The sequence below is a fragment of the Sporolactobacillus caesalpiniae genome (assembly GCF_040513385.1).
Lineage (GTDB): Bacteria > Bacillota > Bacilli > Bacillales > Sporolactobacillaceae > Sporolactobacillus.
In genome coordinates, this window is record NZ_JBEVCB010000003.1 from 362,246 (window position 1) to 388,346 (window position 26,101).

General features: G+C 44.8%; 25 protein-coding genes. 22 read left to right on the forward strand and 3 right to left on the reverse strand.

Annotation, left to right across the window (positions count from 1 at the left end):
- Positions 1 to 4 precede the first annotated feature (4 nt).
- On the forward strand, positions 5 to 547 hold the full coding sequence (locus ABWW58_RS07700) for a manganese efflux pump MntP (protein WP_445783422.1): 543 nt from the start codon (positions 5 to 7) through the stop codon (positions 545 to 547).
- 154 nt (positions 548 to 701) lie between these two features.
- Positions 702 to 1,280, forward strand: coding sequence for a TIGR01440 family protein (locus ABWW58_RS07705; protein ID WP_353868564.1), 579 nt, complete (start codon positions 702 to 704; stop codon positions 1,278 to 1,280).
- An 80-nt stretch (positions 1,281 to 1,360) separates the two neighbouring features.
- Here ABWW58_RS07705 and ABWW58_RS07710 read toward each other — a convergent pair whose 3' ends face one another.
- Complete coding sequence (locus ABWW58_RS07710) at positions 1,361 to 3,133, reverse strand: glycoside hydrolase family 66 protein (protein ID WP_353868565.1); 1,773 nt, start codon at positions 3,131 to 3,133, stop codon at positions 1,361 to 1,363.
- 481 nt (positions 3,134 to 3,614) lie between these two features.
- Between ABWW58_RS07710 and glyA the strand changes: the two genes are divergently transcribed.
- The 20 genes from glyA (at position 3,615) to ABWW58_RS07810 (ending at position 22,951) form a co-directional block, all read left to right on the forward strand.
- Positions 3,615 to 4,871: a serine hydroxymethyltransferase gene (glyA, locus tag ABWW58_RS07715; protein ID WP_353868566.1), complete on the forward strand. Its 1,257-nt coding sequence runs from the start codon at positions 3,615 to 3,617 to the stop codon at positions 4,869 to 4,871.
- 283 nt (positions 4,872 to 5,154) lie between these two features.
- Positions 5,155 to 5,784, forward strand: a complete 630-nt coding sequence (gene upp / locus ABWW58_RS07720) for a uracil phosphoribosyltransferase (protein WP_093670773.1) — start codon at positions 5,155 to 5,157, stop codon at positions 5,782 to 5,784.
- A gap of 458 nt (positions 5,785 to 6,242) precedes the next feature.
- Positions 6,243 to 6,464 (forward strand): AtpZ/AtpI family protein, encoded by a 222-nt coding sequence (locus ABWW58_RS07725; RefSeq protein WP_353868567.1) that lies wholly within the window; start codon positions 6,243 to 6,245, stop codon positions 6,462 to 6,464.
- A 6-nt stretch (positions 6,465 to 6,470) separates the two neighbouring features.
- Positions 6,471 to 6,923 carry an ATP synthase subunit I gene (locus ABWW58_RS07730; protein ID WP_093670767.1) on the forward strand — a complete coding sequence of 151 codons (453 nt, stop codon included), beginning with the start codon at positions 6,471 to 6,473 and terminating at the stop codon, positions 6,921 to 6,923.
- On the forward strand, positions 6,880 to 7,623 hold the full coding sequence (gene atpB, locus ABWW58_RS07735) for a F0F1 ATP synthase subunit A (protein WP_093670765.1): 744 nt from the start codon (positions 6,880 to 6,882) through the stop codon (positions 7,621 to 7,623). Before ABWW58_RS07730 ends, atpB begins: the two co-directional genes overlap by 44 nt.
- Positions 7,624 to 7,696: 73 nt before the next feature.
- The gene (gene atpE, locus ABWW58_RS07740) at positions 7,697 to 7,924 is read left to right on the forward strand and encodes an ATP synthase F0 subunit C (protein WP_093670763.1); all 228 of its coding nucleotides are present in this window, start codon (positions 7,697 to 7,699) and stop codon (positions 7,922 to 7,924) included.
- Positions 7,925 to 7,990: 66 nt separating this feature from the next.
- Positions 7,991 to 8,479: a F0F1 ATP synthase subunit B gene (gene atpF, locus ABWW58_RS07745; RefSeq protein ID WP_353868568.1), complete on the forward strand. Its 489-nt coding sequence runs from the start codon at positions 7,991 to 7,993 to the stop codon at positions 8,477 to 8,479.
- The gene (locus tag ABWW58_RS07750) at positions 8,476 to 9,021 is read left to right on the forward strand and encodes a F0F1 ATP synthase subunit delta (RefSeq protein WP_353868569.1); all 546 of its coding nucleotides are present in this window, start codon (positions 8,476 to 8,478) and stop codon (positions 9,019 to 9,021) included. Before atpF ends, ABWW58_RS07750 begins: the two co-directional genes overlap by 4 nt.
- A gap of 7 nt (positions 9,022 to 9,028) precedes the next feature.
- Positions 9,029 to 10,546, forward strand: coding sequence for a F0F1 ATP synthase subunit alpha (atpA, locus tag ABWW58_RS07755; protein ID WP_353868570.1), 1,518 nt, complete (start codon positions 9,029 to 9,031; stop codon positions 10,544 to 10,546).
- A 122-nt stretch (positions 10,547 to 10,668) separates the two neighbouring features.
- A complete protein-coding gene (gene atpG, locus ABWW58_RS07760; protein ID WP_353868571.1) occupies positions 10,669 to 11,538 on the forward strand; it encodes an ATP synthase F1 subunit gamma in 870 nt (289 codons plus the stop codon).
- A gap of 246 nt (positions 11,539 to 11,784) precedes the next feature.
- On the forward strand, positions 11,785 to 13,194 hold the full coding sequence (atpD, locus tag ABWW58_RS07765; protein WP_353868572.1) for a F0F1 ATP synthase subunit beta: 1,410 nt from the start codon (positions 11,785 to 11,787) through the stop codon (positions 13,192 to 13,194).
- Positions 13,195 to 13,242: 48 nt separating this feature from the next.
- Entirely contained in the window at positions 13,243 to 13,671 is a 429-nt protein-coding gene (locus ABWW58_RS07770; protein ID WP_353868573.1) for a F0F1 ATP synthase subunit epsilon, read from the forward strand.
- Between the two features lie 1,020 nt (positions 13,672 to 14,691).
- Positions 14,692 to 14,928, forward strand: coding sequence for a DUF1146 family protein (locus tag ABWW58_RS07775; protein ID WP_177184644.1), 237 nt, complete (start codon positions 14,692 to 14,694; stop codon positions 14,926 to 14,928).
- Between the two features lie 112 nt (positions 14,929 to 15,040).
- Positions 15,041 to 15,808 carry a YwmB family TATA-box binding protein gene (locus ABWW58_RS07780; protein WP_353868574.1) on the forward strand — a complete coding sequence of 256 codons (768 nt, stop codon included), beginning with the start codon at positions 15,041 to 15,043 and terminating at the stop codon, positions 15,806 to 15,808.
- Positions 15,809 to 15,923: 115 nt separating this feature from the next.
- Positions 15,924 to 17,255 (forward strand): UDP-N-acetylglucosamine 1-carboxyvinyltransferase, encoded by a 1,332-nt coding sequence (murA, locus tag ABWW58_RS07785; protein WP_353868575.1) that lies wholly within the window; start codon positions 15,924 to 15,926, stop codon positions 17,253 to 17,255.
- Between the two features lie 275 nt (positions 17,256 to 17,530).
- Entirely contained in the window at positions 17,531 to 18,523 is a 993-nt protein-coding gene (gene spoIID, locus ABWW58_RS07790) for a stage II sporulation protein D (RefSeq protein WP_353868576.1), read from the forward strand.
- A gap of 574 nt (positions 18,524 to 19,097) precedes the next feature.
- A complete protein-coding gene (locus tag ABWW58_RS07795) occupies positions 19,098 to 19,976 on the forward strand; it encodes a peptidoglycan DD-metalloendopeptidase family protein (protein WP_353868577.1) in 879 nt (292 codons plus the stop codon).
- A gap of 180 nt (positions 19,977 to 20,156) precedes the next feature.
- Entirely contained in the window at positions 20,157 to 21,764 is a 1,608-nt protein-coding gene (locus ABWW58_RS07800; RefSeq protein ID WP_353868578.1) for a gamma-glutamyltransferase family protein, read from the forward strand.
- A 63-nt stretch (positions 21,765 to 21,827) separates the two neighbouring features.
- A complete protein-coding gene (locus tag ABWW58_RS07805; RefSeq protein ID WP_353868579.1) occupies positions 21,828 to 22,424 on the forward strand; it encodes a chromate transporter in 597 nt (198 codons plus the stop codon).
- The gene (locus ABWW58_RS07810; RefSeq protein ID WP_353868580.1) at positions 22,421 to 22,951 is read left to right on the forward strand and encodes a chromate transporter; all 531 of its coding nucleotides are present in this window, start codon (positions 22,421 to 22,423) and stop codon (positions 22,949 to 22,951) included. Before ABWW58_RS07805 ends, ABWW58_RS07810 begins: the two co-directional genes overlap by 4 nt.
- Positions 22,952 to 23,978: 1,027 nt before the next feature.
- On the opposite strand, the gene niaP is transcribed toward ABWW58_RS07810, so the two are convergent.
- Both niaP and ABWW58_RS07820 read right to left on the reverse strand, forming a co-directional pair.
- Entirely contained in the window at positions 23,979 to 25,184 is a 1,206-nt protein-coding gene (niaP, locus tag ABWW58_RS07815) for a niacin permease NiaP (RefSeq protein ID WP_353868581.1), read from the reverse strand.
- 273 nt (positions 25,185 to 25,457) lie between these two features.
- Positions 25,458 to 26,018, reverse strand: a complete 561-nt coding sequence (locus ABWW58_RS07820; RefSeq protein WP_353868582.1) for a helix-turn-helix domain-containing protein — start codon at positions 26,016 to 26,018, stop codon at positions 25,458 to 25,460.
- Positions 26,019 to 26,101 lie beyond the last annotated feature (83 nt).

The following is a 26,101-nucleotide window of genomic DNA, read 5'->3' on the forward strand; positions in this document are numbered from 1 at the left end:
GGCAATGGCGATGGGAATTATGGCGATCGCCCTTGGCATGGATGCTTTTTCAGTTTGCATGGGGATGGGTATGACTGTGTTTCGTTTGAAACGAGCGGCTTGGGCAGGCATGTGGATTGGCTTGTTTCATATCCTCATGCCATTAATCGGTATCGTTTTAGGTCATTTACTTTCTGCAAGATTTGGCACGATCGCGGAAATGGCAGGCGGGTTACTGCTGCTAATGATCGGGTTTCAAATGATTTTGTCGCTGATTCGTCCCTCCTCTGTGCGTTCGGGAAACAGTTATACATCTGAAGCAAGCTTGCTGATCTTCGCTTTTAGTGTTAGTATTGACAGCTTCTCTGTCGGGCTGAGTATGGGGCTCTTTCGTGCTAAATTACTGGCAACAGTTTTTTTATTTGGACTTACGAGTATGATTATGGCATGGACAGGCTTTTATATCGGACGGACAACAGGAAAATTTTTTGGCAAATATGGCGAAGCGCTTGGCGGAATCATCTTATTTGTGCTGGGTTTAAAGTTGTTGCTACATCATTCGATCTAAAAGGACAATTTGACATGAGAAATGACGGATTATTTCCCGGGTAATGGATCATCATGACGAATGATAACAATTCATGTATGTCCAATGCGACATGAGTATAACCTGTTATAATAGCTGTGTAGTGATAAATGGAACGGATAAGGAAGGAATCATAATGGAAGTATTAAATTCACAACTGATGTCGGAAGTAAGTCAAGCGCTACAAGATTTGCGACAAGTGATGCCATTTAATAAAAAAACGTTGCTGGTTATTGGCTGTAGCACAAGTGAGGTAGAGGGAAAGAAGATTGGAACATTGGGCTCAATGAATGCGGCAGCTTCAATTTATGCAGCGATAAGGAAATGTCATGATCAAACCGGAGCACATTTCGCTTTTCAATGCTGCGAACATTTAAATCGCGCGCTGGTTATTGATCGAGATTTAGGGGAACAAAAAAATTATGGGGAAGTGACAGTCCGCCCGATTCGCCATGCAGGGGGATCCATGGCTGCCTATGCTTTTGAACATATGTCCCATCCGATGGTTGTGGAATTTATTCAGGCTGATGGCGGCATAGACATTGGCGACACGTTGATCGGCATGCATATCAAACATGTTGCGGTCCCCGTCCGCAGCCGCATTGCTGAAATCGGAAACGCCCATCTGGTCATGGCTCGAACAAGGCCGAAGCTGATTGGCGGCGAACGAGCAGTTTATCCAGAAAAGGAAACGATGGGGCAAAAAGAATGCTAAAAAACAAATCCTATTCCAATGGGTTCTTCATTTGGAACGGGATTTGTTTTTATTGTCATCTGTACGTGTTGTGGCAGAATTTACTTGTAGTCAAGAACAAGCATGTCCCAGTAACGAATTGAGGGGAGGATCACATGGATTTTCCCATCCTTTTGTTTGAACGAGAGTGGGATTGCTTGACCTTTTTCTAGATCTGGTGAAGACATCCAAACCTGTTTTACCGGCTTGGAATCATAGAGCGTAAAATCAAGATCACGACGTTCTTGGGGTTCTGGTTGTGTTCCGTTTCGATCACGCCATTTCATCGAATCAGCATCTAAAAAGTTGATCAAGTGAATGATTTTATGTGTTGTTTTTTTCTTAGCGAATACCCAAAGATGACCTTGCTTCGGTTCGTATGAGATCGGGATTTGTTCGCTTGAATCAGCCTGAACACCTGTGTTTTGTGTCCCGTCACGCAAAAGATTTTCATAAGCAGTCATGAAGTCATAATAGCGAATCAATGTTTGAGACAGCAAAGCGTTCATGGTTAGATCGCGATTCGGAAAATACTCTTTGGAAAGCATATGTTCACCCAATTCAATATGAGCACCGCCCGAAGCGAAAATAACACTGTCAGTGAGTAAAACACCGGCCGGATTAAAGCTTCCTGAGTGATCATAGTCCATATAGGCAGCAAGTACGGTATTTTTTTCCTCGGACGATAACTGGGTATTTGTATCAACGATTTTCTTTAGATCTATATAATCAGGATTCTGATTGTCCCATACCTCCGTATACAGAAAATCAACCGGGGCTTTTGCGATACTTGGCTGTCCGAATTGACCCACGGCATTCATCACAAGAGATTTGTTTGGTATCGTTGCTTTTACCCGCGTTAGAAAAGGGCCGAGACTGTCTGCGAGTGCAACGGGATGACCGTCGTTATCATACACCTCACCGCGATCACCAAGCTGATCCACATGCCAACCGTCAAAGGGCAGATAAGTGTAAACCTGCTCTTGTTGATGAATGAGATAATCCTGCCAACCTTGATTCGCCGGATTCATTAAATAGATCGCACTTTTCCATCCGTCCGGTAATGGATTGACATCCACTTGATTGTGGTTTGAATCTTTAAAAAGGAACCAGCTTCGCTCGGTGCCATCCTGCTCCGAATTAGCCAAGGCACCGTAAATGAGATTATAGGACATGGCTGTCATTGCTCGTTGATGAGCAGCGTCAATATAGGACAATAGCGTTTTTTTCTCAATAGGACGATTAGCAATGTCTGTCCATGAATTAGGAATCGTTCCATTGGCGATTGTTAACGGCCGATGATGCTTCGCACTCCAATCATAGAATTGGAGGCCGTTTATATGAAAACGGTTCAACCGTGCAATGGTTTGGTTAATCTGAGCTTGCGACATTGTTGGAAATGCGCTCAGAAAACCATAGCGAGGAAATTTACGCCAATTGCTGGATATATCAACTGCGATCGTCTCTGTTTGGGTTTTTGTCGATGTTCTTGCTTCAACGACAGCCAAGTAGCCCTGATTATCTTTATTAGGTGGCAACCATTTCCAAGAATGGGATGAAGCCTGTTTGTAGATAAAGGACTGTTGGTCGATTTTTTTATTAAGATGATAGTAACGGACAGTCAATTGGACCGCTTTTTCTTTTGTACGAATGGAAAAAGCAATGTGTTGTCCCGGATTGTATCGTGCACGATCAGTAGTGGGCGATGATAGGAGCTGATGACTTGCCGTTTTGATCTGTGAATGCTTCCGCGTCGGATCGGGTTTAATCAGTAAAATACTGAGGGTAATCAAAACAACTAGGGATAGTATCATCCATTTGTATATACGTTTCATGAAGTCACCTCTGATTCATTCCTTTTGACAGTATATCATTTTTGTCCAATCTATAATTCCATGAGAAGATAGGTTCCGGTTAATCGTGAACTTCCACACTCCGTTTTGTGCCATGCAGTAGAAACACAGCCAAAAGAGTGACGAGTAGTTTCGTTGATTGTCAATAATGAACGGGTTTGGTTAAGCCGCTCGCGCTCAATGGGATCAGGGGAGTGGGGGCATGCCGATTAAGTACGACACTTATAAATGAGAAAAAATGATGGGGAGGTTTCATACGTAAGAATTCTATGGACTAATTTAACGGATGTGAAAAGAAATTCAATTGATAAATTCTTCCTGTTTCGTGCATCATCTAAATGGATATGTGAACTACTCATGGGCATCATTAACGATTGCATTTGTTTCGAAAACATTCACTTATATCCGCTAAAATGTGATAAAATTTACTTGAATTAGACTTGAGAGGAGTTGCACGCATTTCATGAAGGGTATTAAAGCGAACGATCCTGAAGTATTTGAAGCCATTGAGAAAGAACTGGGCAGACAAAGGAATAAAATTGAATTGATTGCCTCGGAGAATTTTGTCAGCACGGCGGTACTCGAGGCGGCAGGCTCGGTTCTCACCAATAAATATGCAGAAGGCTATCCTGGACATCGCTATTATGGCGGCTGTGAATATGTCGATATCGTTGAAGATCTTGCCAGAGATCGCGCGCTTAAACTGTTTGGCGGTGAACATGTGAACGTTCAGCCTCATTCAGGTGCTCAAGCCAATATGGCGGTATATGAAACCATTTTAAAACCGGGAGATACTGTTCTGGGAATGAAGCTTGCTCATGGCGGACACTTGACACATGGAAGCCCGGTGAACTTCAGTGGGCAGCTTTACAACTTTGTGGATTACGGAGTGACCAAAGATACGCAAACTATTGACTACGATGAGGTGGCTAAACAAGCTCAGGAACATAAGCCAAAATTGATCGTAGCCGGGGCAAGCGCGTATCCGCGAATTATCGACTTCAAGAAATTCCGAGAAATTGCCGACAGTGTAGGCGCCTATTTGATGGTAGACATGGCGCATATCGCAGGGCTCGTCGCAGCGGGACTTCACCCGAGCCCGGTTCCTTATGCGGATTTTGTCACCACGACAACGCACAAGACACTGCGCGGACCACGCGGCGGAATGATCATCTGCAAAGAAGAATTTGCGAAAAAACTGGATAAATCTATTTTTCCTGGAATTCAGGGCGGACCGCTAATGCATATCATCGCAGCCAAAGCAGTTGCGCTTGGTGAAGCACTCAAACCTGAATTTAAGGACTATGCGGCTCAAATAATCGCCAATGCCAAGGCGTTCGCTACGACCCTCCAAGAACAAGGAATTAATCTTGTCTCAGGTGGGACAGACAACCACCTTGTTCTTGCGGATATGCGCAATTTGGGGATTACCGGTAAAAAAGCCGAGGCTGTTCTTGACGCTATCGGAATCACCACCAACAAGAACGCGATTCCTTTTGATCCGGAAAAACCGTTTGTTACAAGTGGAGTGCGAATGGGAACACCTGCCGTAACAACGAGAGGATTCAAAGAAGCCGACATGAGCGAAACAGCGTCCATTATCGCATTCGCGCTGAAGGATCCTGATAACGACGAGACACTGGATCAAGCGTCGAAACGCGTTGATAAATTGACTGCGAAATACCCGTTGTATGCTGAAGGTGCCGGAGTTTTTGCTTAACCATTAAAAAAGATTGCATGGGGAGAATTTATTTCTCCCTTTTTATACGTAAAGAAGTATAGAATTTTTAAAGGAAATGAATTAAACGGTTCGGCAAATAAAGGTGGTTTCGATTAACAGCGCTCACTTCCTATGAGCAATGCCGAAGCCACCGCATGGCGCACCGGACCTAGGCCGTCCATGGCCGTCGCAACGACTGCCCTTCCGCTAAGGGATTGGAGCTGCGTTTTCTAATATGAACTTTTAATTACCGTCTCTGGTGATTAAAGTATGGAGGCACAAAATGGGTAAATTAGTTGTACTGAATCATCCGCTGATTCAACATAAAGTGACGATGATACGAGACTACAGAACAGGCACAAAAGCATTTCGTGAATTGGTGGACGAAGTCGCCACATTGATGGCCTTCGAGATTACACGTGACCTTGCTTTGGAAGAAGTTGAGGTGCAGACACCGGTCGCAAAAGCAAAGGCGTATAAAATCGCCGGAAAGAAGCTGGGTATTGTTCCAATCCTTCGCGCCGGACTGGGTATGGTCAATGGCGTGTTGAATTTGATCCCGGCGGCCAAGGTGGGCCATGTCGGTCTTTATCGCGACCCGGAAACACTGAAACCTGTAGAGTATTATGTTAAGCTTCCTGCGGATATTTCAGAGCGCGACTTGATTGTTGTCGATCCAATGCTGGCGACCGGTGGATCGGCAGCAGCAGCGATTACTTCACTGAAGCAGCGGGGTGGGGTTAATATTAAGTTAATGTGTTTGATTGGTGCCCCCGAGGGTGTTAAAGAAATACAGAAGGAGCATCCTGATGTCGATATCTATTTGGCTGCGCTTGATGAGAAGTTAAATGAGCATGGCTATATTGTACCGGGTCTGGGAGATGCCGGGGACAGACTATTTGGAACGAAATAAAAGGATTAAAAAGTATGAATGCGTTCAAAAATCATTTCATTTCGTAGCGGTAAGGATGAGAAAAATTTTCATTGTTGGTGATTTGTCACAATTCGCCTGTGCCGTAGGTAGGAAAAATGATTAGAATTCTTATTATAAAGAAATATGCGCTAGAATTTTTTATCACAAGACGCAAACAATTGCAGTGATCAATCGCACACTTTGTTGTATAATGATTGCATAAAGAGAACGTTTTCATGGAAATGTTAAAAAGGATCATTTTGATGACCACGTTTTCAAGTGCGACTGTACAGGCAATCCCCCTTTTCTGTAGTAAACTTGCTTTGTGAACGATTTATGGCTGACTACAGTTTCGGTATGCTGGATTCGAAAAGTATAAAGGTGGGGACTTTCCTGTACATCAATATGCCTGAGTGCAACAGTTGTGGGAGAACGATTGTTTTTTGGGAGGGGTTCTAATGCAACAGAAAAAAAGACCTAACTCTTTGCAGATCGCCGCAACGGTAAGCGCGATGGGATTTGAAATTTTTGCCTTTATCATCATCGGTGCGCTTGGCGGAAATTATCTTGATAACCGATACGGAACAGGGCATCTGTGGTTGCCCGTTTGTGCGGTTGCCGGTTTCTTTTTGGGACTGATCAGCTGTTTTTATACTTTGAAATCCTTAATGAAGGAATGAATAGCGATGAAACCGGTCATGGAGTGGTTTTCACGCGTTTTATTGATTGTCACAGTTCTGTACACTTGTGTATTTGGGTTAATCTGGTTTTTGATACCGGCGAGAGCGCTGGCCAGCGGCTTTCTCCTCGGCGGATTAATCAGTTTATATAATGTTTTTCATTTATCGTTTCGTTTACGGATGGCCGGACTTCGGGTTCAATCAGGTGCCCGCAGACAAGCGGGATTACATATGACGGTCCGCATACTGACTATTGTGTTTGGTGCGCTGATGGTTTATCGTTTTCCAACCCGTATTGATTATCGATCTTTTGTGCTATCATTGTTATTCGGCTATCTGACACTTGTGACGGTGATGAGTTATTATTATCTGAAAGGCAATGGCATGACTTCTTCGGATGAAGGGGGGGAGATTCATGGAACTGACTCCGAAAGTGAAATTTCTCGGGATGACATTTGATGTCACATTGATGATTGGATCAGTGGTTTCCGCGTTAATCGTCATGTTAATTGTGTTTTTATTGACTCGGCGACTTAGCGTAAGACCCGAGGGACGACAGAATGTGATGGAATACATCATTGATTTCGTCAGTGGCATCACAGGCACGATGCTTGAAAAGAAAGAGTCTGCCAAATATTTAAGCTTTGCGCTGACAACCTTTCTTTTCATCTTGGTGGCCAATTTGCTTGGCGTTATCGTCATGGTAACGTCAACAGTAAACGGCCCGATTCCTTCACTTGGAATCACTACAGCTGGCTTGAAAATGGCAGATAATTCGGTCAGCTGGTTCAAATCGCCAACGTCCGACATCAATGTTACGGTGGCGATGGCTGGCGCAATCTTTCTTTACTCGCATTTTGCGGGCATTGCCAAAAGTCCGCGCGGTTATCTGCAGCATTATGTAAAACCGTTCTGGTGGATGCTTCCAATTCACCTGATTGACGAAGTATCGAAACCGGCAACGCACGCTTTACGACTTTGGGCGAATATTTTCGCGGGTGAAGTATTAATAACCATTCTTCGTGAAGGCGCCTTTTATTTCACCGGTGTGCCGCTCTTTGCCTGGATGGGATTCTCCGTCTTCGTCGGATGTATCCAGGCGTACATCTTTACAGTACTGGCAATGGTGTACATCGCTCAAAAGGTGGGAGAGGAATAATGCCTATTTATGAATAGGCGTCTCTGCTTAGGCGATAGTAAAAAAACATAGACAAACTAGGAGGAATCTTGTTATGAGTTTAGCAGTTCTAGCGGGTGGTATCATGATCGCATTTGGTGCGCTTGCAGCAGGTATTGGCAACGGTGTTCTTTTCAGCAGTTATTTGTCTGGCATTGCCCGTCAACCGGAAGCTCAGGGTACTTTATTCGGACAATCAATGATCGCTCTTGGTCTTGTAGAAGCATTACCTGTCATTTCAATCGCGTTTGGCATCTTGGTGCTCTTCGGTATTATCGGGTAATTCTGCCACTCTTTTGCGGTAGAAATCAGCGAGAAAATCTGTAGATTGAAAGGAGTGGCAAGAGCTGTGCTGTCATTTTCTTTAGGAAATATTATTTTCCAATTAGTCGTCTTCATATTGTTGATGATTTTCGTCGCATTTGTCGGTGTACGACCGGTTATTGCGATCATGGAAAAACGAAAAAAATACATTAACAGTCAAATTGACGACGCTGAAAAGAAAAGTCAGAATGCGGAATCCTATTTGGCTGAACAGAAATCGGAAATCGAACGGATTCGCAATGAAGCCCATAGCATTCTTGAACAGGCGAAAAGCCAGGCTAATGCTGAGGCAAAAGCTATTCTTGAAGCAGCAAAGAACCGTTCGGATCTGATGATTAAAGATGCGAATGAAGAAATTGGCCTTGAGAAAGAAAAGGCGATTGCCGCAATCCGCGATGAAGTCGCCGACTTGTCGGTTCTGCTCGCATCTAAAGTGCTTGAAAAAGAAATCAATCCGGACGATTATTCTAAAGAGATTGACCAGTTGATCAAACAAGTGGGGAATCAACGATGAGCGAAATCGTAGCGAACCGTTATGCTCGTGCGCTTTTTGAAGTTGCGGAAGAGCGTGATGCCATTGACACCATTGAATCTCAATTGCACATCGTAGCAGAGAGCCTTTATGAGCACGAAAATCTGCGCCAAGTTCTGATGCATCCTCAGGTCAGTGGTGAAAATAAAAAAGAACTTGTGAACAAGCTGTTTGAACATCAAGCAGGTGTTGAAGTCCTGAATCTGCTGAGACTGCTCATCGACCGCAAACGCGAAGCTATACTTGATGAAGTGCTTGAAGCATTCACACATATGGCAAACGAAAAACGCGGCATACTTGACGTCATTGTTACGACTGCCGTTGCCCTAGAAGAGCAAGAGAAGCAAGAACTTGCTCAACGGTTGGGCAAAGCACTCGGCAAAAAGTTGAGCATCCACGTTAAAGTTGACAAGGCAATCATTGGAGGCATCCTGCTTCGCATCGGCGACCGTCTTTTTGATGGGTCGATTGCCGGCAAGCTGGCAGGCTTCAAACAGGAGATTAAAGTAGGGAGACAGGGGTGAAAATATCGTGAGCATTAAAGCGGAAGAAATCAGCTCATTGATCAAACAGCAGATTGAAAATTATCAATCCACCGTTGAAGTGAGCGAAGTTGGCAGTGTCATCACTGTCGGCGACGGAATCGCCCGCGTCCACGGCCTTGACAGTGTCATGTCGGGCGAGCTTGTCGAATTTTCAGGCGGCGTCCTTGGCATGGCTCAAAACCTTGAAGAGGACAATGTCGGTATCGTTATTCTCGGCCCTTTTACAGATATCCATGAAGGAGACGCTGTAAAACGTACAGGACGTATCATGCAAGTGCCTGTTGGCGAAGCGCTGCTTGGCCGTGTCGTCAATCCGCTGGGTCAGCCGATTGACGGAAAGGGACCAATTGTAACGGATAAGTCGCGTCCGGTTGAAAAGAAAGCGCCGGGCGTTATGGATCGAAAATCAGTGTTCGAACCAATGCAAACCGGTATTAAAGCGATTGACGCAATGATTCCGATTGGCCGCGGCCAACGTGAATTGATCATTGGCGACCGTCAAACCGGTAAAACAGCGATCGCGATTGATACGATTATTAATCAAAAAGATCAGGACGTCATCAGTATTTACGTTGCTATTGGTCAAAAAGAGTCAACGGTTGCAGGTGTTGTAAACACCTTAAAAGAATACGGATGTATGGATAAGACGATTGTCGTCTCTGCCGGAGCATCCGAACCGGCACCATTGCTCTATTTGGCTCCATATGCCGGCGTTACAATGGGCGAAGAGTTCATGTACAACGGCAAACACGTGTTGATTATTTATGATGATTTGTCCAAACAGGCGGCGGCATACCGCGAACTTTCCTTGCTGCTTCGCCGTCCGCCGGGTCGTGAAGCATTCCCGGGCGACGTTTTCTACTTGCACTCGAGATTGCTGGAACGTGCGGCTAAACTGAGTGATGAATTAGGCGGCGGATCAATTACCGCGCTGCCTATCATTGAAACGCAGGCCGGGGATATTTCAGCGTACATCCCAACCAACGTTATTTCCATTACTGATGGTCAGATCTTCCTTGAATCGAATCTTTTCTATTCAGGTATTCGCCCTGCCGTTGACGCTGGTACTTCTGTATCCCGTGTTGGTGGTGCCGCTCAGATCAAAGCGATGAAGAAGGTTGCCGGAACACTGAAACTCGATTTGGCGTCCTACCGTGAGTTGGAAGCATTCTCGCAATTCGGCTCAGATCTTGATAAGGCGACGAGAGCGAAATTGGATAGAGGAGCTCGGACGGTTGAAATCCTGAAACAGGATCTTCACAAACCGTATCCGGTTGAAAAACAAGTAGCTATTCTTTACGCATTGACGAAGGGCTATATTGATGATATTGCACTAGTAGACGTGAAACGTTTTGAAAAAGAATTGCTTGCTTACCTTGAACAAAATGGTGATGGCATTCTTAATAATATCCGCACGACGAAACAACTGCCGGATGATGCAACGTTTGCAGCAGCAATCAGCGCATTCAAAAAAACTTTTGCTCCTTCATCAAAGGCTGAGTAAGTCACAGTGATCGAATAAACGGTGCTTGAAAGAATGCACATTCTTCTTAAGATTTGCCCGATCTGATTGGTTATGAAGTACATAATTAAGATCAGACAGGCTTTCAAGGGTGGTGAACGAACATGCCTTCAATGCGTGACATAAAGGAAAAAATCGCATCTACGAAACAGATGCGCAAAATTACCAAAGCGATGCAAATGGTTGCAGCAGCGAAACTGAATCGTGCACAGGCAACCGCGGAGAATTATTCAGCTTACGCTGATAAACTGCGCGAAGTTGTGGCAAGTATCGCGAGCACCTCATCAACAGGATCAAGCAGCAAACATCCGATGCTGGCTTCGAGACCGGTAAAGAAGACCGCATATCTGGTGGTTACGGAAAACCGAGGCTTAGCAGGTGCCTATGACAGCACCGTGTTGAAGTACACGCAGAATTTAATCCGAGAAAAGCACGCGTCCAAAGATCAATACGTGATCATCGTGACCGGAAAAGTTGGATTGAATTTTTTTGAAAAGCGTGGCTATCCTGTAACTTTGAGCAAAACGGATATTCCGGATGACCTTTCTTTTGACGATGTATTGGACTTTGCTAAGCAGATTCTTGCACTGTTCGATACCAAGAAGTTTGATGAATTACATCTGATCTATAATCACTTCGTTAATGCGATCTCTCAAACCTTGGTTGACAAACAGCTGCTGCCGTTGAAGGATCTTGAAAGCGAATCAGCAGCAAAGGTCAATTACGTTTATGAACCAGATGAAGATGAAGTGCTTGAGACGCTACTGCCGCTGTACGCAGAAGGACAAATCTATGGTGCGTTACTTGATGCAAAAGCCGCAGAACAAGCAGCACGAATGTCTGCGATGAGAAGCGCTTCGGACAATGCGAGTGATATCATCGATCACTTGTCTCTGTCCTACAACCGTGCGCGTCAGGCCGCTATTACTCAGGAAATTACTGAAATTGTCGGCGGTGCGGCCGCTCTCGAATAACCGACTGTAAGAAATGTTTATTGTTTCAAAAAGGAGGACAAAAGAGCGGAAAAACTAGCTGACGCTGAACTTCCGCAGGATGCGGTGACTTCTGTGTTGTGCAGACGTACTTCCAGGAAGCGGAGACTTTCGCGTTATGCACAGGAATGTGCATGTTTTTACCGAAAGATCCTTTTCACTGTTAGCAGAGGAACCGCGAATCCTTTTTCCGGACTTTTTGAAAACCTAGCTGAAGGAGGTAGTTTCATGAACAAAGGGTATGTGACTCAGGTCATGGGCGCCGTTGTCGATGTTAAATTTGAACGCGGTCATCTTCCTGATATCTATAACGCTCTCACCATAAATTATAAAGCGCAGTCCTCCAATGAAACTGACATTCATCTCACGCTCGAGGTCGCACTTCACCTCGGTGACGATTCTGTGCGAACAATCGCCATGGATTCTAGTGACGGACTTGTCAGAGGACTGGAAGTAGTTGATACAGGCGCGCCAATCTCTGTTCCGGTTGGTGATGTGACGCTGGGACGTGTCTTTAATGTCCTTGGTGAAGCCATTGATGGAAAAGCGATTGCTCCGGATGTTGAGAAACACGCGATCCATAGACAGCCGCCAAAATTCGCTGAATTGTCTACGAAAACGGAGGTTCTTGAAACAGGAATTAAGGTCATTGATCTCTTGACACCATATATCAAAGGTGGAAAAATCGGCCTGTTCGGTGGTGCCGGGGTTGGTAAAACGGTACTTATTCAGGAATTGATTCACAACATTGCTGAAGAACATGGCGGTGTGTCCGTTTTTGCCGGTGTCGGTGAGCGAACACGTGAAGGTAACGACCTTTATTATGAAATGACGGATTCAGGAGTTATTAAAAAGACTGCAATGGTGTTCGGCCAAATGAACGAGCCGCCGGGTGCGCGTATGCGTGTCGCACTTTCCGGATTGACGATGGCTGAATACTTCCGTGATGTCGATGGTCAGGACGTACTGCTGTTTATTGACAACATTTTCCGATTCACCCAGGCAGGCTCGGAAGTTTCCGCGCTGCTTGGACGTTTGCCTTCCGCCGTTGGTTATCAGCCGACGCTGGCAACGGAAATGGGGCGTTTGCAGGAACGAATCACATCAACGAAAAAAGGTTCCGTAACATCCATTCAGGCTGTGTATGTGCCTGCCGACGACTATACCGACCCGGCTCCGGCCACAACATTCTCTCACTTGGATGCGACAACAAACCTTGAACGTTCGTTGACACAGATCGGTATTTATCCGGCTGTGGATCCGCTTGCTTCCACATCACGAGCGCTGTCACCGGATATCGTTGGTGAAGAACATTACGAAGTCGCTGAACGTGTTCAGATGACACTTCAAAAATACCGCGAATTGCAGGATATCATTGCTATTCTTGGTATGGATGAACTCTCTGATGATGATAAACTAACGGTAAGCCGTGCACGCCGGATCCAGTTCTTCCTAGGTCAGAACTTTCACGTTGCCGAACAATTTACCGGTGTTTCAGGTTCCTATGTTACTGTTGAAGAAACGATTAAGGGATTCAAAGGAATTCTTGACGGTAACTATGACGATATTCCAGAAGAAGCATTCCGAAACACAGGAACCATTGAAGATGTTTTGGAAAGAGCAAAGCAACTGGTTTAATTGGCGGAGCGAGATGAAACGCTTGGACCTAATGAGGGGGGCTGGCTGATGAGTACGGTGCATACGGATATCGTCACACCTGCGGGCAAGGTGTACGAGGGAGACGTCCATATGGTATGTGTGCGTTCCAAAAGCGGTGAGCTAGGTATTTTGCCGCATCACTTGCCGATTGTCGCTCCACTTGAAATCGCACTTGTCCGGTTGAAGCATGAAGACGAGAAAATTGTCGACTATGTGGCTGTTCACGGCGGCTTCATCCAGGTGAGCCGCAGTACGATTACCATTTTGTCGGAAGCTGCAGAAAAAAGAGCCGACATTGATGTAGAACGTGCCAAGAAGGCAAAGGCTGAGGCTGAAAGACAGCTCAGCACACTTCATGAGACTTCCGACGGCTATGCAGAGGCATTGCTGAAACTGAAGCGTTCAGAGCTTCGCATAGCTACAGCAGCGATTGACGATTCAGTTCCAGAAGCATAAGAGCTATAAATCAAAGAAGACTTATCCCGTAAAGATTGGGATAGGTCTTTTTTGTTACTATAAGAAAATGTTAAATTGAGCGGAATATTGTGTAAGCGATCCGAAAAATAGTGGAAACTCCGATTAACGGCACTCACATCCTATGAGCAACGTCGAAGCCACCGTGTCCTGCGGAAGTGTGTCCTTAGGCTTCCGGATCGCCCGAGGCAAGCGAGCAGCTGAAGTGACAATTAGGCATAGGGTTGATGATTTGAAGTCGCATCCTGTGAAAGTAAGGACCAGGCTCTAGGTGGAGTCCAGTTTTTTACACAGACAGGTACGACGATAAGCTTATAAGATTCGGTTGGGCTGGACGATCAGGTAAGCGCCCAATCTGAGAAATAAACGGAAAAATTCCGCTTAATTAGAAAATGAATGAAAAAATTGCTTAAATAGACGGAGAAATTCCGCTTATCGAATCGAAAAACGTGAAAATGGAGGGCTTTTCTTTGCATAAGCGGAAAAATTACCCTTATGTACCTGTGAAACAAGCGCCAGGATGCATATAACCGGAAAATCTCCGCTTATTTTATTTCGATCACGTTACTTAATGTGAAAGTACGTCCTGCAAGCAACGCGAAAGTCATCACATCCTGTGGAAGCAAGGATCGTGCGCTCTTTGCCTGGTTTTTCTTCTACGAAAAAATAAAACACATCAACTTATTTGTTCAAAAAGTGTACAGATATATTTGGTATATTTTTTTCGCACTTTAATAAATACAAAGACAGCATTATTTATTTCATAATGAAATAAATTGAAAAAAATATTATTAGAAAAACGGTGGTTATTTCTCGCGATCCGCGATAAAATGATCACAGGCAAAAAATATTATGTTTTTGTTAAAAACGTATTACAATTTCATTACGAATGAGGAGATGGATGCACAATCTCTTGTTCCTATACGAATTACATGTGTTGATCGTATATGGAATTAGAGAACAGGCATTACATATGAAGACAGAAACAGGCGGTGGCTTTGATTGATTGAAAATTCCGGCCTTCAGGCAATGATCAGCATCTTAATTCATCTCAGTTTTCTTGCGCTCACTTGGTGGGCTCTGCAAAGCTTGAAATTCGAAGCAGTATTTCGCTATCCGAAAAGCTTGCAGGCAAGAATTTTTTATGTGCTTTTGGCCATCGCGATCAGTTATCCTGTAGCCAAGTTTTTTCTTGACTATGTCGTTTGGTCTTTGATGTTGCCGCAAATTTACAACTGACTATGATCATTCTCTTTACTACAGCGAAATTGCTCTGTTTTTGACGAAAAGTTCCACGTATGCCTCCTTCTTTCCCTTGGGAATAATGAAGACAGGGAGAGAGGCGTGCATAATGAATCGGAATATTTTTCTAATAATAATCTTTTTACTGAGTATCCAGTTGTATACGGCGACAAGTCAAGAACGAGCGTCAGCGGAACAGGCAACACATCAAAGCGACGAATTAAATCGTGTCTCATTATTTGCGCAAGCTTTTAAGAAGTATCATGCGCATGTGTTTAATTGGACGGTTTATGCGCGTGAGAACGAGGCTTCAAATGTAACGCTTACTCAATTTCACCATGCATTCGCACAAAAAAAGGCGCAATTAACTAGATACAGCTGGAAGAAATTGCGACCAAATGAAGGGGCCATAGGTTGGCAAGGAACAAAAAAAGTAACGTCTGGCAACTATCAAATGAGGGTAACCTATATCGCTTACCCCAAAGGAAAGTATTACCAGACCGTCGTACTATATCGAGTATCCGGCGAATCTCTTATGCAGAATGAATGGTTGAAAAACAAAAAAGAAATGACAGCGGAAATGAGTAGAATTTTTCACGGACAAGAGCACATCTACACTTGTGTAAAAGCTTATCGCAGTGCTAAAATGAAACTTGCCTTAATTGACGAAGGAAAACGATATTTGAACTTTTTTTCAGCCGCTCCAGTTGAACGACTGCAAGAAAAAACCTTTGTATCAATTTCCGCATATACTAAGACATGGAACAATGCCATTTATACAGCGAACAAAAAGATGAACATTCAGGCGGCCTTGAGGAATGATGGGGACCGGACCATCATTGTCCTTGGCTCACCGATCATTACGACGGAATACTAAGTGGGGAATATAAATCTTGGGACACTCCTCGTTTTGATTTGATTTAGTAAAATACGCGGCACGGAAGAATGTTCCGGATCGAGCGAAGAGATAAATGGACGCGGAGGGGAAAAGTTTGGAAAAAATTATCGTTCATGGAGGGAAACGGCTTTCGGGCTCTGTGAAGATTGAAGGTGCAAAGAACGCTGTTCTTCCTGTCATTGCCGCATCAATGCTTGCCTCTGAAGGCACAAGCAAGATATATAATGTACCGGAACTTGCGGATGTATACACAATTAACGAAGTATTACGTTATTTAAATACGTCGGTGAACTATGAAAATAAAACGATTATGGTTAACGCAATGGCCGATCTATTTACGGAAGCGCCATTTGAATATGTTCGGAAAATGCGTGCGTCATTCTTGGTTATGGGACCTCTTTTGGCAAGGGTTGGTCATGCGAAAATTGCATTGCCTGGCGGCTGCGCGATTGGATCACGCCCGATTGACCAACACCTTAAAGGGTTTGAAGCGATGGGTGCGCAAGTTACCATTGGTAATGGTTCGATAGAAGCGAGCGTCAACGGGAAACTTAAAGGTGCAGTCATTTATTTGGATTTCCCAAGTGTCGGCGCTACGGAAAACATAATCATGGCGGCATCGCTTGCCGATGGAAAAACAGTCCTTGAGAATGCGGCGTGTGAGCCGGAAATTGTTAACTTGGCGCAATACCTCAATGCGATGGGCGCAAAGATAAGTGGCGAAGGAACCGGCAGAATCACAATTGAAGGTGTTGAGAAGCTGCATGGTGCCGAACACACGATCCTTCCCGATCGGATTGAAGCAGGAACGTACATGATTGCGGCTGCGATCACCGGCGGTAATGTGTTGATTCAGGACTCAGATATTGAAGATCTTCGTCCCCTAATTGCAAAAATGCGTGAGATGGGCGTCACCATTGAAGAAGAAACGGATGGCGTTCGTGTCATCGGCAGCGACCATCTTCATACGGTTGACGTTAAAACAATGCCGCATCCCGGTTTTCCAACCGACCTTCAAGCTCAGATGATGGCACTCTTACTCAAAGCCAAAGGAACATCGGTCATCACAGAAACGGTGTTTGAAAATCGTTTTATGCATGTCGAAGAATTCCGAAGAATGAATGCAACCATTAAAATTGACGGACGCTCTGCGGTCATAAACGGTCCATGCGATCTGCAAGGTGCCGAGGTGGCAGCAACAGACCTCCGCGCAGGTGCTGCACTTATTATTGCCGGACTTGTTGCAAAGGGCTATACAAAGGTCAGCCGTCTACACCATATTGATCGCGGCTATGTAGATTTGACAGGCAAGTTGCGTGCTTTAGGCGCGGAAATTGAACGCGTAAACCTAAACGAGGCGGAGCAACCTGTTGCTGTCACTGATGATCTGCGCGGATCCCTTAGCATTAATCCAAAATTTGCATAAACAGATGTATTAAAACGAAATAATGTCTTAAATCAAACTCGACCTGACTGCCCCGGTCGGGTTTTTTGCAGTACTCGTTAAATACTGATTTAGAAGATACTCATCACGTTGAAGTTGCACAAACCGTTTTGAATTTTCAGAAATAAACAGTTATAGAAAGATCTTTAAACAAGATTATATGCAGCAACGGCGGAACTATGTGTGAACAGCCTGTTCTAATTAACACAGGGATAACATAACTTTTAATATATTAATGTCCTGGAGGCAAAAACCATATGAAGAAAGCCGCCGTACTCCTTTTCCTCTTCGCGCTTGTCATTATTATTATCCCCGCGGCAGTCGTGATTCCATTCACACATAAGGCTGTAGGTGAACAGAAACAAAGCCTAAGCAGCAATCGAACCAAAAGCGCGGCTCAGCAAAGTTTGATAACCGTCTCCGTTTACAGGTCAGAACAAAAGCAAACGGATCACGTGGCTTTGAATGACTATTTGGTTGGTGTTGTTGGATCAGAAATGCCAGCCAAGTTCAGGGTTGAGGCACTAAAAGCTCAAGCGATCGCTGCACGAACGTACATTATGGCGCGTATTATTGAAAATTCGAATGTTCGTGTGACAGACACAGTACAGAACCAAGTGTATCATAGTCCCGAAGAATTAAAGAAAATTTGGGGTAAGGACTATGAATGGAAAATGAAAAAAGTAAAAAAAGCAGTTGATGGTACACATAACCAAGTCATTACTTATAATGGGAAATTAATTTCTCCGGTGTTCTTTTCGACAAGCAATGGACAAACGGAAAATGCTAAAGACTACTGGACAAATGATGTCCCATACCTTAAATCCGTACCCAGTCCATGGGATAAACTATCCCCAAGGTATAGAAACACGAAGTCAATCAGCATTCAAGCAGTTGAACAGGCATTAGACATTAATTTGGCAAATAGTCAAGGTGTTTTAGGAAAGGTCGTTCGGAAAACGAGTACCGGTCATATTGCGCTCTATGAGATCGCGGGCAAACGATTTACAGGTAGGCAGGTGCGTGAAAAATTAAAACTGAGTTCTACTGATTTCCAGCTCACACGAGTTGGTAATCAAATCAAAGTGTTGACCATGGGCAGCGGACACGATGTCGGAATGAGCCAATACGGAGCGGAAGGAATGGCCCGTGAAGGAAAGGCAGCCGAACAGATCATCACTTACTTCTACAAAGGGACACAAATTAGCAAGATGACAGTCAAAGGGGAAAAGGAAATCGCAAAAAAATGATCGTTATTTCGCAGGTACCTGAGTTTTGGTGCCTGTTTTACATGTTTAGAAAGTACAGTGTTTTGGCTTGTTGGTACGACGATAAGTGTCATAAAATGTGGTTGACAATTAGGCTAGCACCCAATCTGATAAATAGACGGAGAAATTTCGCTTAATTAGATAATGAATGAAAAATTCACCTAAATAGACGGAAAAATTCCGCTTATCAAATCGAATAACGTGAAAATAGAGATATTTTCCGTGCATAAGCGGAAAAATTACCCTTATTTACCTATGAAACAAGCGTCGTGATGTAAATAACCGGAAAATCTCCGCTTATTTTTACTCTCACCAGATTTAAGTCAAGACTAATAAGACGGACGAGCACCATACTTTTTTTCCAAGAATGCGCAGATGGAGTGTCTGTTCAAGACAATATTTTCAGAAAACAGAACGCAGGTTATTCTTAGAAAATAGCAATTTATCGATGCACTTTTGTTAATTTTATAAATTTTTACAGAAAAAAACTTGATTTTTCATTTTCAATGTATAGATTGGCCGCATTCTGATCAGAATGTTGCTGAGGTGATACAATTTGACAGATAACAAGGATCAAAAGAAAACGCAAGAAAAAGAGTTGTCCGGTCTGCGAAAACTAGCAAAACGGCGTTGGTTCTATCCCGCCTTATATTTATGCGCCGCATCACTAATCCTAACCGGGGTGCTGCTCTTTCAAATGAATGGCGCGGATAAGGCGAGCGAGAATCAGGATAGCACGGTTTTCAATCAGGACAAAGCAACGCCTCATGCACTTAATGCCGGGGATGAAGTATTTGAATGGCCGGCAAAGGCAGAGGACACAACAACGATCCAGCCATTCTATGACGTCAAAGGAACTGAAGCAGAACAGCAAGCCGCTCTCGTAAACTATAACAATTCATACGTCCAAAATACGGGCATCAACATTGGCGCGAATGATGAAAAACCGTTTACAGTTACAGCGGCGATGGGTGGAAAAGTTACAGAAGCAACGAAGGACGACACTTTGGGTTACAAAGTCACACTGAAACACAAAGACGGTGTTGAAACAATGTATCAAAGTCTCGGATCTGTAGATGTCGCTAAGGGACAAGAGGTTGCTCAAGGAGAGAAAATCGGAACCGCAGGAACAGAAGCGTTGAACAAAGCGATGGGTGTTCATCTGCATTTCGAGATTCGCAAAAATAATATTCCGGTCAGCCCGGAAAACTATATGAATAAGAGTGCTTCAGATGTGAAGGCCGTTTCAGTTGGCGCGCAGTTAACAACCACAAATCCGTCAGCCTCTGAAAAGGTAAAAGATCAAGGCAGCACAGAAACACCGAAACAGGACAGCGGAAAGTCAAAGGACCAAAGTAAATCGAACACAAAATCACAAAGCGATTCAACCAAAGGGTCATCAATTGACAAAAGCTCTCTTGACACGGACAACTGAAATAAAAATTGATTGAAAGCGGTGCCTCTACAGGCACCGCTTTTTGCTATTGTGCAAAGTGAACATAAGCATCGTCAATTGGTTGATAAAAAAGGAAAATCATCACGTGCCGCATATACAGGGTTAACATGGCTGGGGTAGAATGAAAGAACATACTCCACTGAAAAAGAGGCGTGACACATGTTTGATTATCACTTTAATCCATTTCCCCAGTCGAGAAATTCGGTTTTCGCAAAAAGGGGAATGGTGGCAACCGCGCAGCCATTGGCAGCTCAAGCGGGTCTCGATATTTTGAAAGACGGCGGCAACGCGATCGACGCCGCCATTGCCACAGCGGCTTGTCTGACGGTAGTTGAACCCACTTCCAACGGAATCGGCAGTGATGCTTTTGCGATTATTTGGACAAAGGGAAAGCTTCACGGACTGAATGCCAGTGGGGTCGCTCCGCAGGGCATTTCCATTGAAGCGATTCACGCACGCGGTTTTGATGCGATACCTGCACACGGTTTAGAGCCGGTGATGGTTCCCGGTGCGCCCGCCGCGTGGGCAGAGTGTTCACGCAAGTTTGGACGTCTCCCTTTAAAGGATGTACTTCGTCCGGCCATTGAGTATGCGGAGCAAGGATTTCCTGTTTCGCCTGTTGTCGCCAAAAATTGGCGACATGCCTTTGATGAATATAAGCAAACTTTTCACGATCCTATGTATGCGCCATGGTTCGATGTCTTTGCCCCCGATGATCGAGCACCTGAAGCGGGCGAAATTTGGCGTTCCCCAGATCACGCGCGCAGTCTGCGAGCTATTGCCGCATCAAATTCTGAAGCCTTTTATCAAGGTGAATTGGCGGATCAAATTGATACTTTTTCACGCGCACATGGAGGATTTATCCGTAAAAGCGACCTTGAACAGTATCGTCCGCAATGGGTTGATCCTATTTCAGTTAATTACCGCGGTTATGACGTGTGGGAGATTCCTCCGAACGGGCAAGGGCTGGTTGCTTTACTTGGCTTGACTATTTTGAAGCAGTTCGATTTGAAGAGCGAGGATTTGATTGATACATATCATAAGCAAATTGAAGCGATAAAGCTTGCTTTTTCCGATGGCAAATCCTATATTACGGATCCGCGCGACATGGGTGATGAAACGAAGCAGCTGCTTTCAGAACAGTACGCTGCATTGCGGGCAAAACAAATTGGACGGTTGGCGATTACTCCGGAGCCGGGCAGGCTGCCAAAAGGCGGAACTGTCTATTTGGCAACCGCTGATGATGAAGGGAATATGGTTTCTTTCATTCAAAGCAACTTCATGGGATTCGGGTCGGGGATCGTGATTCCGGGCACAGGAATCTCAATGCAGAATCGCGGCTACACCTTCTCTCTGAATCCAAAGGACGCAAACAGCCTCGCACCTGGAAAGAAAACATATCACACCATAATTCCGGGCTTTCTAACGCAGAACGGACAACCGATCGGGCCGTTTGGTGTTATGGGCGGTTATATGCAGCCTCAAGGCCATCTGCAGGTTGTGAGCCGATTAATTGACGAGCACCTGCATCCGCAAGCCGCGCTTGACGCACCGAGATGGCAATGGATTGAAAACAAGACGGTAATGGTTGAACCTGAGTTTCCAAATGCGTTGGCGCAAGCATTAGCACGGCGCGGACATGACATTCGCATCGCCCTAGACACCGGTTCCTTTGGGCGCGGACAAATTATTTGGCGCGACGCGAAAACCGGAACTTTAGCAGGTGGAACAGAATCACGGGCGGATGGCATCATTTCCGCCTGGTAATAGGAACACACATTGATCTTCCAATATAGGAAGAAAGAATGGATAAGATAGGAGTTTGATCGGATGACTCAGGAAGGTGAAAACAAGTCGATTCAGAAATCTTCTTTAGCAATTCATTGGGATTTATTTGTCGCTTTTTTCCGCTCAGGGATTGTCAGCTTTGGCGGTGGTCCATCCGGAATCCCGCTCATAGAGGCTGAGGTGGTCAAAAAATATCAATGGATGAGTCTTGAAGAATTCGGCGATTTAGTGGCTCTGTCAAACGCTCTGCCCGGACCGATTAATACGAAGCTCGCCGGATATGTCGGCTGGCGCGTGAAGGGACTCACAGGTTTGCTGGTCGCACTTGCGGCAGTGGTTCTGCCTACCGTTGTTTTAATGATCGCGCTGCTCGGAATGCTCGCCCGATTCCAAGACCAGCGGTGGGTGCGCGGGATGACGCAGGCGGTTCTGCCGGTGGTCGGTGTATTGATGGCTCAGCTGACTTGGAGCTTTATGAAGAATGCTAAAAAGGGTTTGGGATGGGCAATCAGTTTGATTCTGGTCGGATTGAGCTTTGTATTGATGGAAGTACTGCACGTTCACCCGGCAATTCTGATCGCGTTGACTTTGCTGCTTGTTCTGCTTAAGCCTGCCAAAAAGGCGGGTGAGCACAAATGATTCTGTGGCAATTATTTCTGGCGTTTTTTATTCCGGCTATTCTTGGCTACGGCGGTGGTCCCGCATCGATTCCACTTGTAGAAAATGAGGTCGTCGGCCACTATCACTGGATGTCGGTATCGGAATTCAGCAATATCTTAGCATTCGGAAATGCTCTGCCCGGGCCGATCGCTACCAAAATGGCCGGCTATATCGGCTATGATGTGGCGGGCATTGCCGGATCGGTAGTTGCAATGGTTGCGACCGTTGCACCTTCACTTATTCTACTTATTGCGCTTTTGCATCTGCTCGAGCGATTCAAAGATTCGCCAAAGGTCAAGTGGCTGACTTTATTGATTCGTCCGATTATCGTAGTCATGCTTGGTATGATGGCCTACAATTTCTTTGCGACTTCTTTGCAATCGTCAGGATGGCTACCGATGGTCCTGATCGCCGCGGCAAGCTTTATTCTAATGCAGCGCTTCCGGATTCACCCGGCATTCGTTATCGCCGGTGCACTCATTATTGGTGCAGCGTTTATGGGATGAAAAAATAAACAGTAAACGAAAAACCATTGGCTAATAAGATTAGGCCAATGGTTTTTTTATTGAAAGAATTGACAGGAGATTCTGCTTTCATGCAGCATGCCTACTCCTGAACAGTAGACGTGAGATGCGCAACAACACGATGCGCGAAAATTACAAGATTAAGTCCCAACTTGGCGGGATAAAGCTCGAGCACGGCGTCCATCTCCGGATAAGACCGCAGTTTTCCGGGATAGTCCAGGATTTATCCCGGATTAAATGCCAAGTTTCCCTGATTAAGTTCCAACTTGGCAGGATATTTTGCGGAATTCGGCCGGTGCGCCGGTTTGTTTTTTCCGGTGTGCGAACGAGCAGTGAGCAGAAAAGAAAGAAATGGCTGGAAAAGATTTATCAGGTCAGTCGTAACTAATTAGAAAAACCGGGCACAGCCCGGTCCTTACTTCCGCATGATGCGGTGACTTTCGCGTTGCATACAGGACGTATGCGTAATTAGCGAAAGTTCTTCTATTGTTAGCGAAGGTTCCTTGCATACGAAAGCTCCTTTGCTCCAAATACCGGTTTGAATCATCAACCTTGTGCGTGAACAGACATTTCTGTTTCATAAATCATTTTGGTCCTTAATTAAGTAACGCGGCCGGAGTAAAATAAGCGGAGATTTTCCGGTTACTTGTATCCTGGCGCTTGTTTCACAGGTACATAAGGGTAATTTTTCCGCTTATTCACAGAAAAACCCTCCATTTTCACGTTTTTCGATGCGATAAGCGGAATTTTTCCGTTTATTTCTCAGATTGGACGCTTATCTGATCGCCCAATCGAATCTTATGACCTTATCGTCGTACCGGCAAGTCAAAACGCTTTACTTTTTTTACTTATTAGAAAACTTGGCTTTGCCAAGTCTCCGGCAAAGACAAAGACTTAGTCGAACTTACACTCGTTTCCTTGAGTCTTTAATTTTTTTATACTTTCTTAACTAATCAAAAAGGCTTCCCAACATGTGTGGGAAGCCTCTTTACTACTAAAAAGTTTTTCTTTAAGCCAATTCTTTGTTCTTCGTCTCTTTACCGAGGAAGAGCACAGCTAAAATAGCGACAATAATGGAAATGCAGAAGATCGTGAAGATGCCGCCGATGGATACCTTTTGCACGAGCAAATAGCCGACGAGAAGCGGTCCGAAAATGCCGCCGATTCGTCCAAAAGCTGCCGCCATGCCGGTGCCGGTGCCCCGAATAACTGCCGGATACTGTTCCGGTGAATAGGCGTACAGTGCGCCCCATGCACCGAGGTTAAAGAATGAAAGCAGAATGCCAGAGGTCAGAATAACCGGCAGTGTCGTCGCGTAGCCGAAGAAATAAGCGAATACCGCAGTGCCCAGCAAGTAGACCATCAGCACCCACTTGCGTCCCCATTTTTCAATCAGCCATGCGGCAGTGAAATAGCCTGGAAGCTGCGCAAGTGTCATGATCAGTACGTAACCGAAGCTTTTAACCATACTGAATCCTTTAAGAGCGACGACGCCGGGAAGCCAGAGAAACATGCCGTAGTATGAGAACACGACGCAGAACCAGAGGATCCAAAGCATCACGGTTTGACGAACATATTTCTTCGACCAGACCTCAACGATGTTTTGCAGCACAGAGGGTTTATCCTGCAGATTCTTCGCGACATAGTTTGCCGAATCATGGATATTCCAGCGAAGATAAATAGCATAGAAAGCCGGAAGTGCCCCGATTAGTAAAGCAATACGCCATCCGAAAGGCGGAATAATAAAATAAGCGATCAGTGCCGCGATAATCCAGCCGCCCGCCCAGAAGCTTTCGAGCAAGACGACAATGCGTCCGCGCTTTTCCTTGGCTACACTTTCGGAAACAAGGGTTGAAGCGACAGGCAATTCACCGCCAAGGCCCATGCCGATGAAGAAACGCAGTACAAGAAAAACGGTGATTCCTGTAGCCAGTGCTGACAGACCGGCACCGACAGAGAACAAAAGCAGGGTTAAAATAAGCACATTTTTTCGTCCGATTCGATCGGCCATTAATCCGAAAATAAGCGCACCGACAGCCATGCCGATTGAACTGATGCTGCCGATCCAGCCCATTTGAACCGAATCTAATTTCCAATCAGCTGCCAAAGCTGCGATGATGAATGACAGCATACCGACGTCCATCGCGTCAAACAACCAGGCAAGACCGGCGACGCCAAGCAACTTTTTTTCCGAGGGATGATTCGTGAGTGACATAATATCCTCCTATTAAATGAGTGCGGCTCTTAGTGTTTATGAAACAGAGCGTGTTCATCTTTTATTATTCAAATCTGTCCCCATTATAATGACAAACTTTACAAGTGTAAATACACTTGTAGGAAACATTCTTTCTCATTGTTCAGGAAATCATTGGGGTCTATCATTTTATCTTAATTTACCCCTGCTGCTCGGTCTTATCCGAAAACGGTTGGAAACGGGTCGATTGTTGTTTAATGAACACGATGGTTAAAGTAAGTCATTACTTAAGAGCTATCTTTTAAAAATCAGGGTTATCAGCCACAGTCCAAGCCCCAAAATGACAACGATTCCTGACAGCAGCACAAAGAGTTCCATTTGCATACCGATCATGTAAACAATGGTTGCAGCTGCTGTCAGAACTAATGCGCTTAATAAGAGCCAAGTCGGGACGCCGTGAATGATTGCTAAACCGGCAGTTATTAAGACCAATCCTCCAACTAAATAAGACATGAATTCGGTATTCATCAAGTTAAGCGGAAATTGAGCTGTTCCCCAAATACTTACAATGATGCCCAGCGCAACAAGTACATAGCCTAAAATTGTTAAGCCTGACATAGTCATCCTGCCTTCCTTAATCAAATTTTCCTGAAACGTTTTATCGCCTTTGACCAACTCATCGAGAGACAGATTAAAGATGTCTGAGAGCTTCAAAATTTTCTCAATGTCGGGATAGCTTTTTCCTGTTTCCCATTTTGAAATGGCTTGCCGAGAAATATCCATTTTTTCGGCAAGCTCATCTTGTGAAAGATTTAATCGTTCACGCGCTTCCTTGATCCTGCTTCCTAAATCCATAATGATGCTCCTTTCCGCATTAGGTAGTTTGTAGTCTAGTCTTGGATGTCGATCAAGTAAAGATCTATATAGATGCTTGATTG

Coding starts and splice junctions, on each gene's coding strand:
- ABWW58_RS07700 (WP_445783422.1), top strand. CDS start 5: ATGGCGATGGGAATTATGGCGATCGCCCTTGGCATGGATGCTTTTTCA.
- ABWW58_RS07730 (WP_093670767.1), top strand. CDS start 6,471: ATGAAACCGGTCATGGAGTGGTTTTCACGCGTTTTATTGATTGTCACA.
- ABWW58_RS07780 (WP_353868574.1), top strand. CDS start 15,041: ATGAATCGGAATATTTTTCTAATAATAATCTTTTTACTGAGTATCCAG.
- atpB (WP_093670765.1), top strand. CDS start 6,880: ATGGAACTGACTCCGAAAGTGAAATTTCTCGGGATGACATTTGATGTC.
- ABWW58_RS07800 (WP_353868578.1), top strand. CDS start 20,157: ATGTTTGATTATCACTTTAATCCATTTCCCCAGTCGAGAAATTCGGTT.
- ABWW58_RS07705 (WP_353868564.1), top strand. CDS start 702: ATGGAAGTATTAAATTCACAACTGATGTCGGAAGTAAGTCAAGCGCTA.
- spoIID (WP_353868576.1), top strand. CDS start 17,531: ATGAAGAAAGCCGCCGTACTCCTTTTCCTCTTCGCGCTTGTCATTATT.
- glyA (WP_353868566.1), top strand. CDS start 3,615: ATGAAGGGTATTAAAGCGAACGATCCTGAAGTATTTGAAGCCATTGAG.
- atpD (WP_353868572.1), top strand. CDS start 11,785: ATGAACAAAGGGTATGTGACTCAGGTCATGGGCGCCGTTGTCGATGTT.
- ABWW58_RS07725 (WP_353868567.1), top strand. CDS start 6,243: ATGCAACAGAAAAAAAGACCTAACTCTTTGCAGATCGCCGCAACGGTA.
- atpG (WP_353868571.1), top strand. CDS start 10,669: ATGCCTTCAATGCGTGACATAAAGGAAAAAATCGCATCTACGAAACAG.
- upp (WP_093670773.1), top strand. CDS start 5,155: ATGGGTAAATTAGTTGTACTGAATCATCCGCTGATTCAACATAAAGTG.
- niaP (WP_353868581.1), bottom strand. CDS start 25,184: ATGTCACTCACGAATCATCCCTCGGAAAAAAAGTTGCTTGGCGTCGCC.
- ABWW58_RS07820 (WP_353868582.1), bottom strand. CDS start 26,018: ATGGATTTAGGAAGCAGGATCAAGGAAGCGCGTGAACGATTAAATCTT.
- atpE (WP_093670763.1), top strand. CDS start 7,697: ATGAGTTTAGCAGTTCTAGCGGGTGGTATCATGATCGCATTTGGTGCG.
- ABWW58_RS07710 (WP_353868565.1), bottom strand. CDS start 3,133: ATGAAACGTATATACAAATGGATGATACTATCCCTAGTTGTTTTGATT.
- ABWW58_RS07770 (WP_353868573.1), top strand. CDS start 13,243: ATGAGTACGGTGCATACGGATATCGTCACACCTGCGGGCAAGGTGTAC.
- ABWW58_RS07805 (WP_353868579.1), top strand. CDS start 21,828: ATGACTCAGGAAGGTGAAAACAAGTCGATTCAGAAATCTTCTTTAGCA.
- ABWW58_RS07810 (WP_353868580.1), top strand. CDS start 22,421: ATGATTCTGTGGCAATTATTTCTGGCGTTTTTTATTCCGGCTATTCTT.
- ABWW58_RS07750 (WP_353868569.1), top strand. CDS start 8,476: ATGAGCGAAATCGTAGCGAACCGTTATGCTCGTGCGCTTTTTGAAGTT.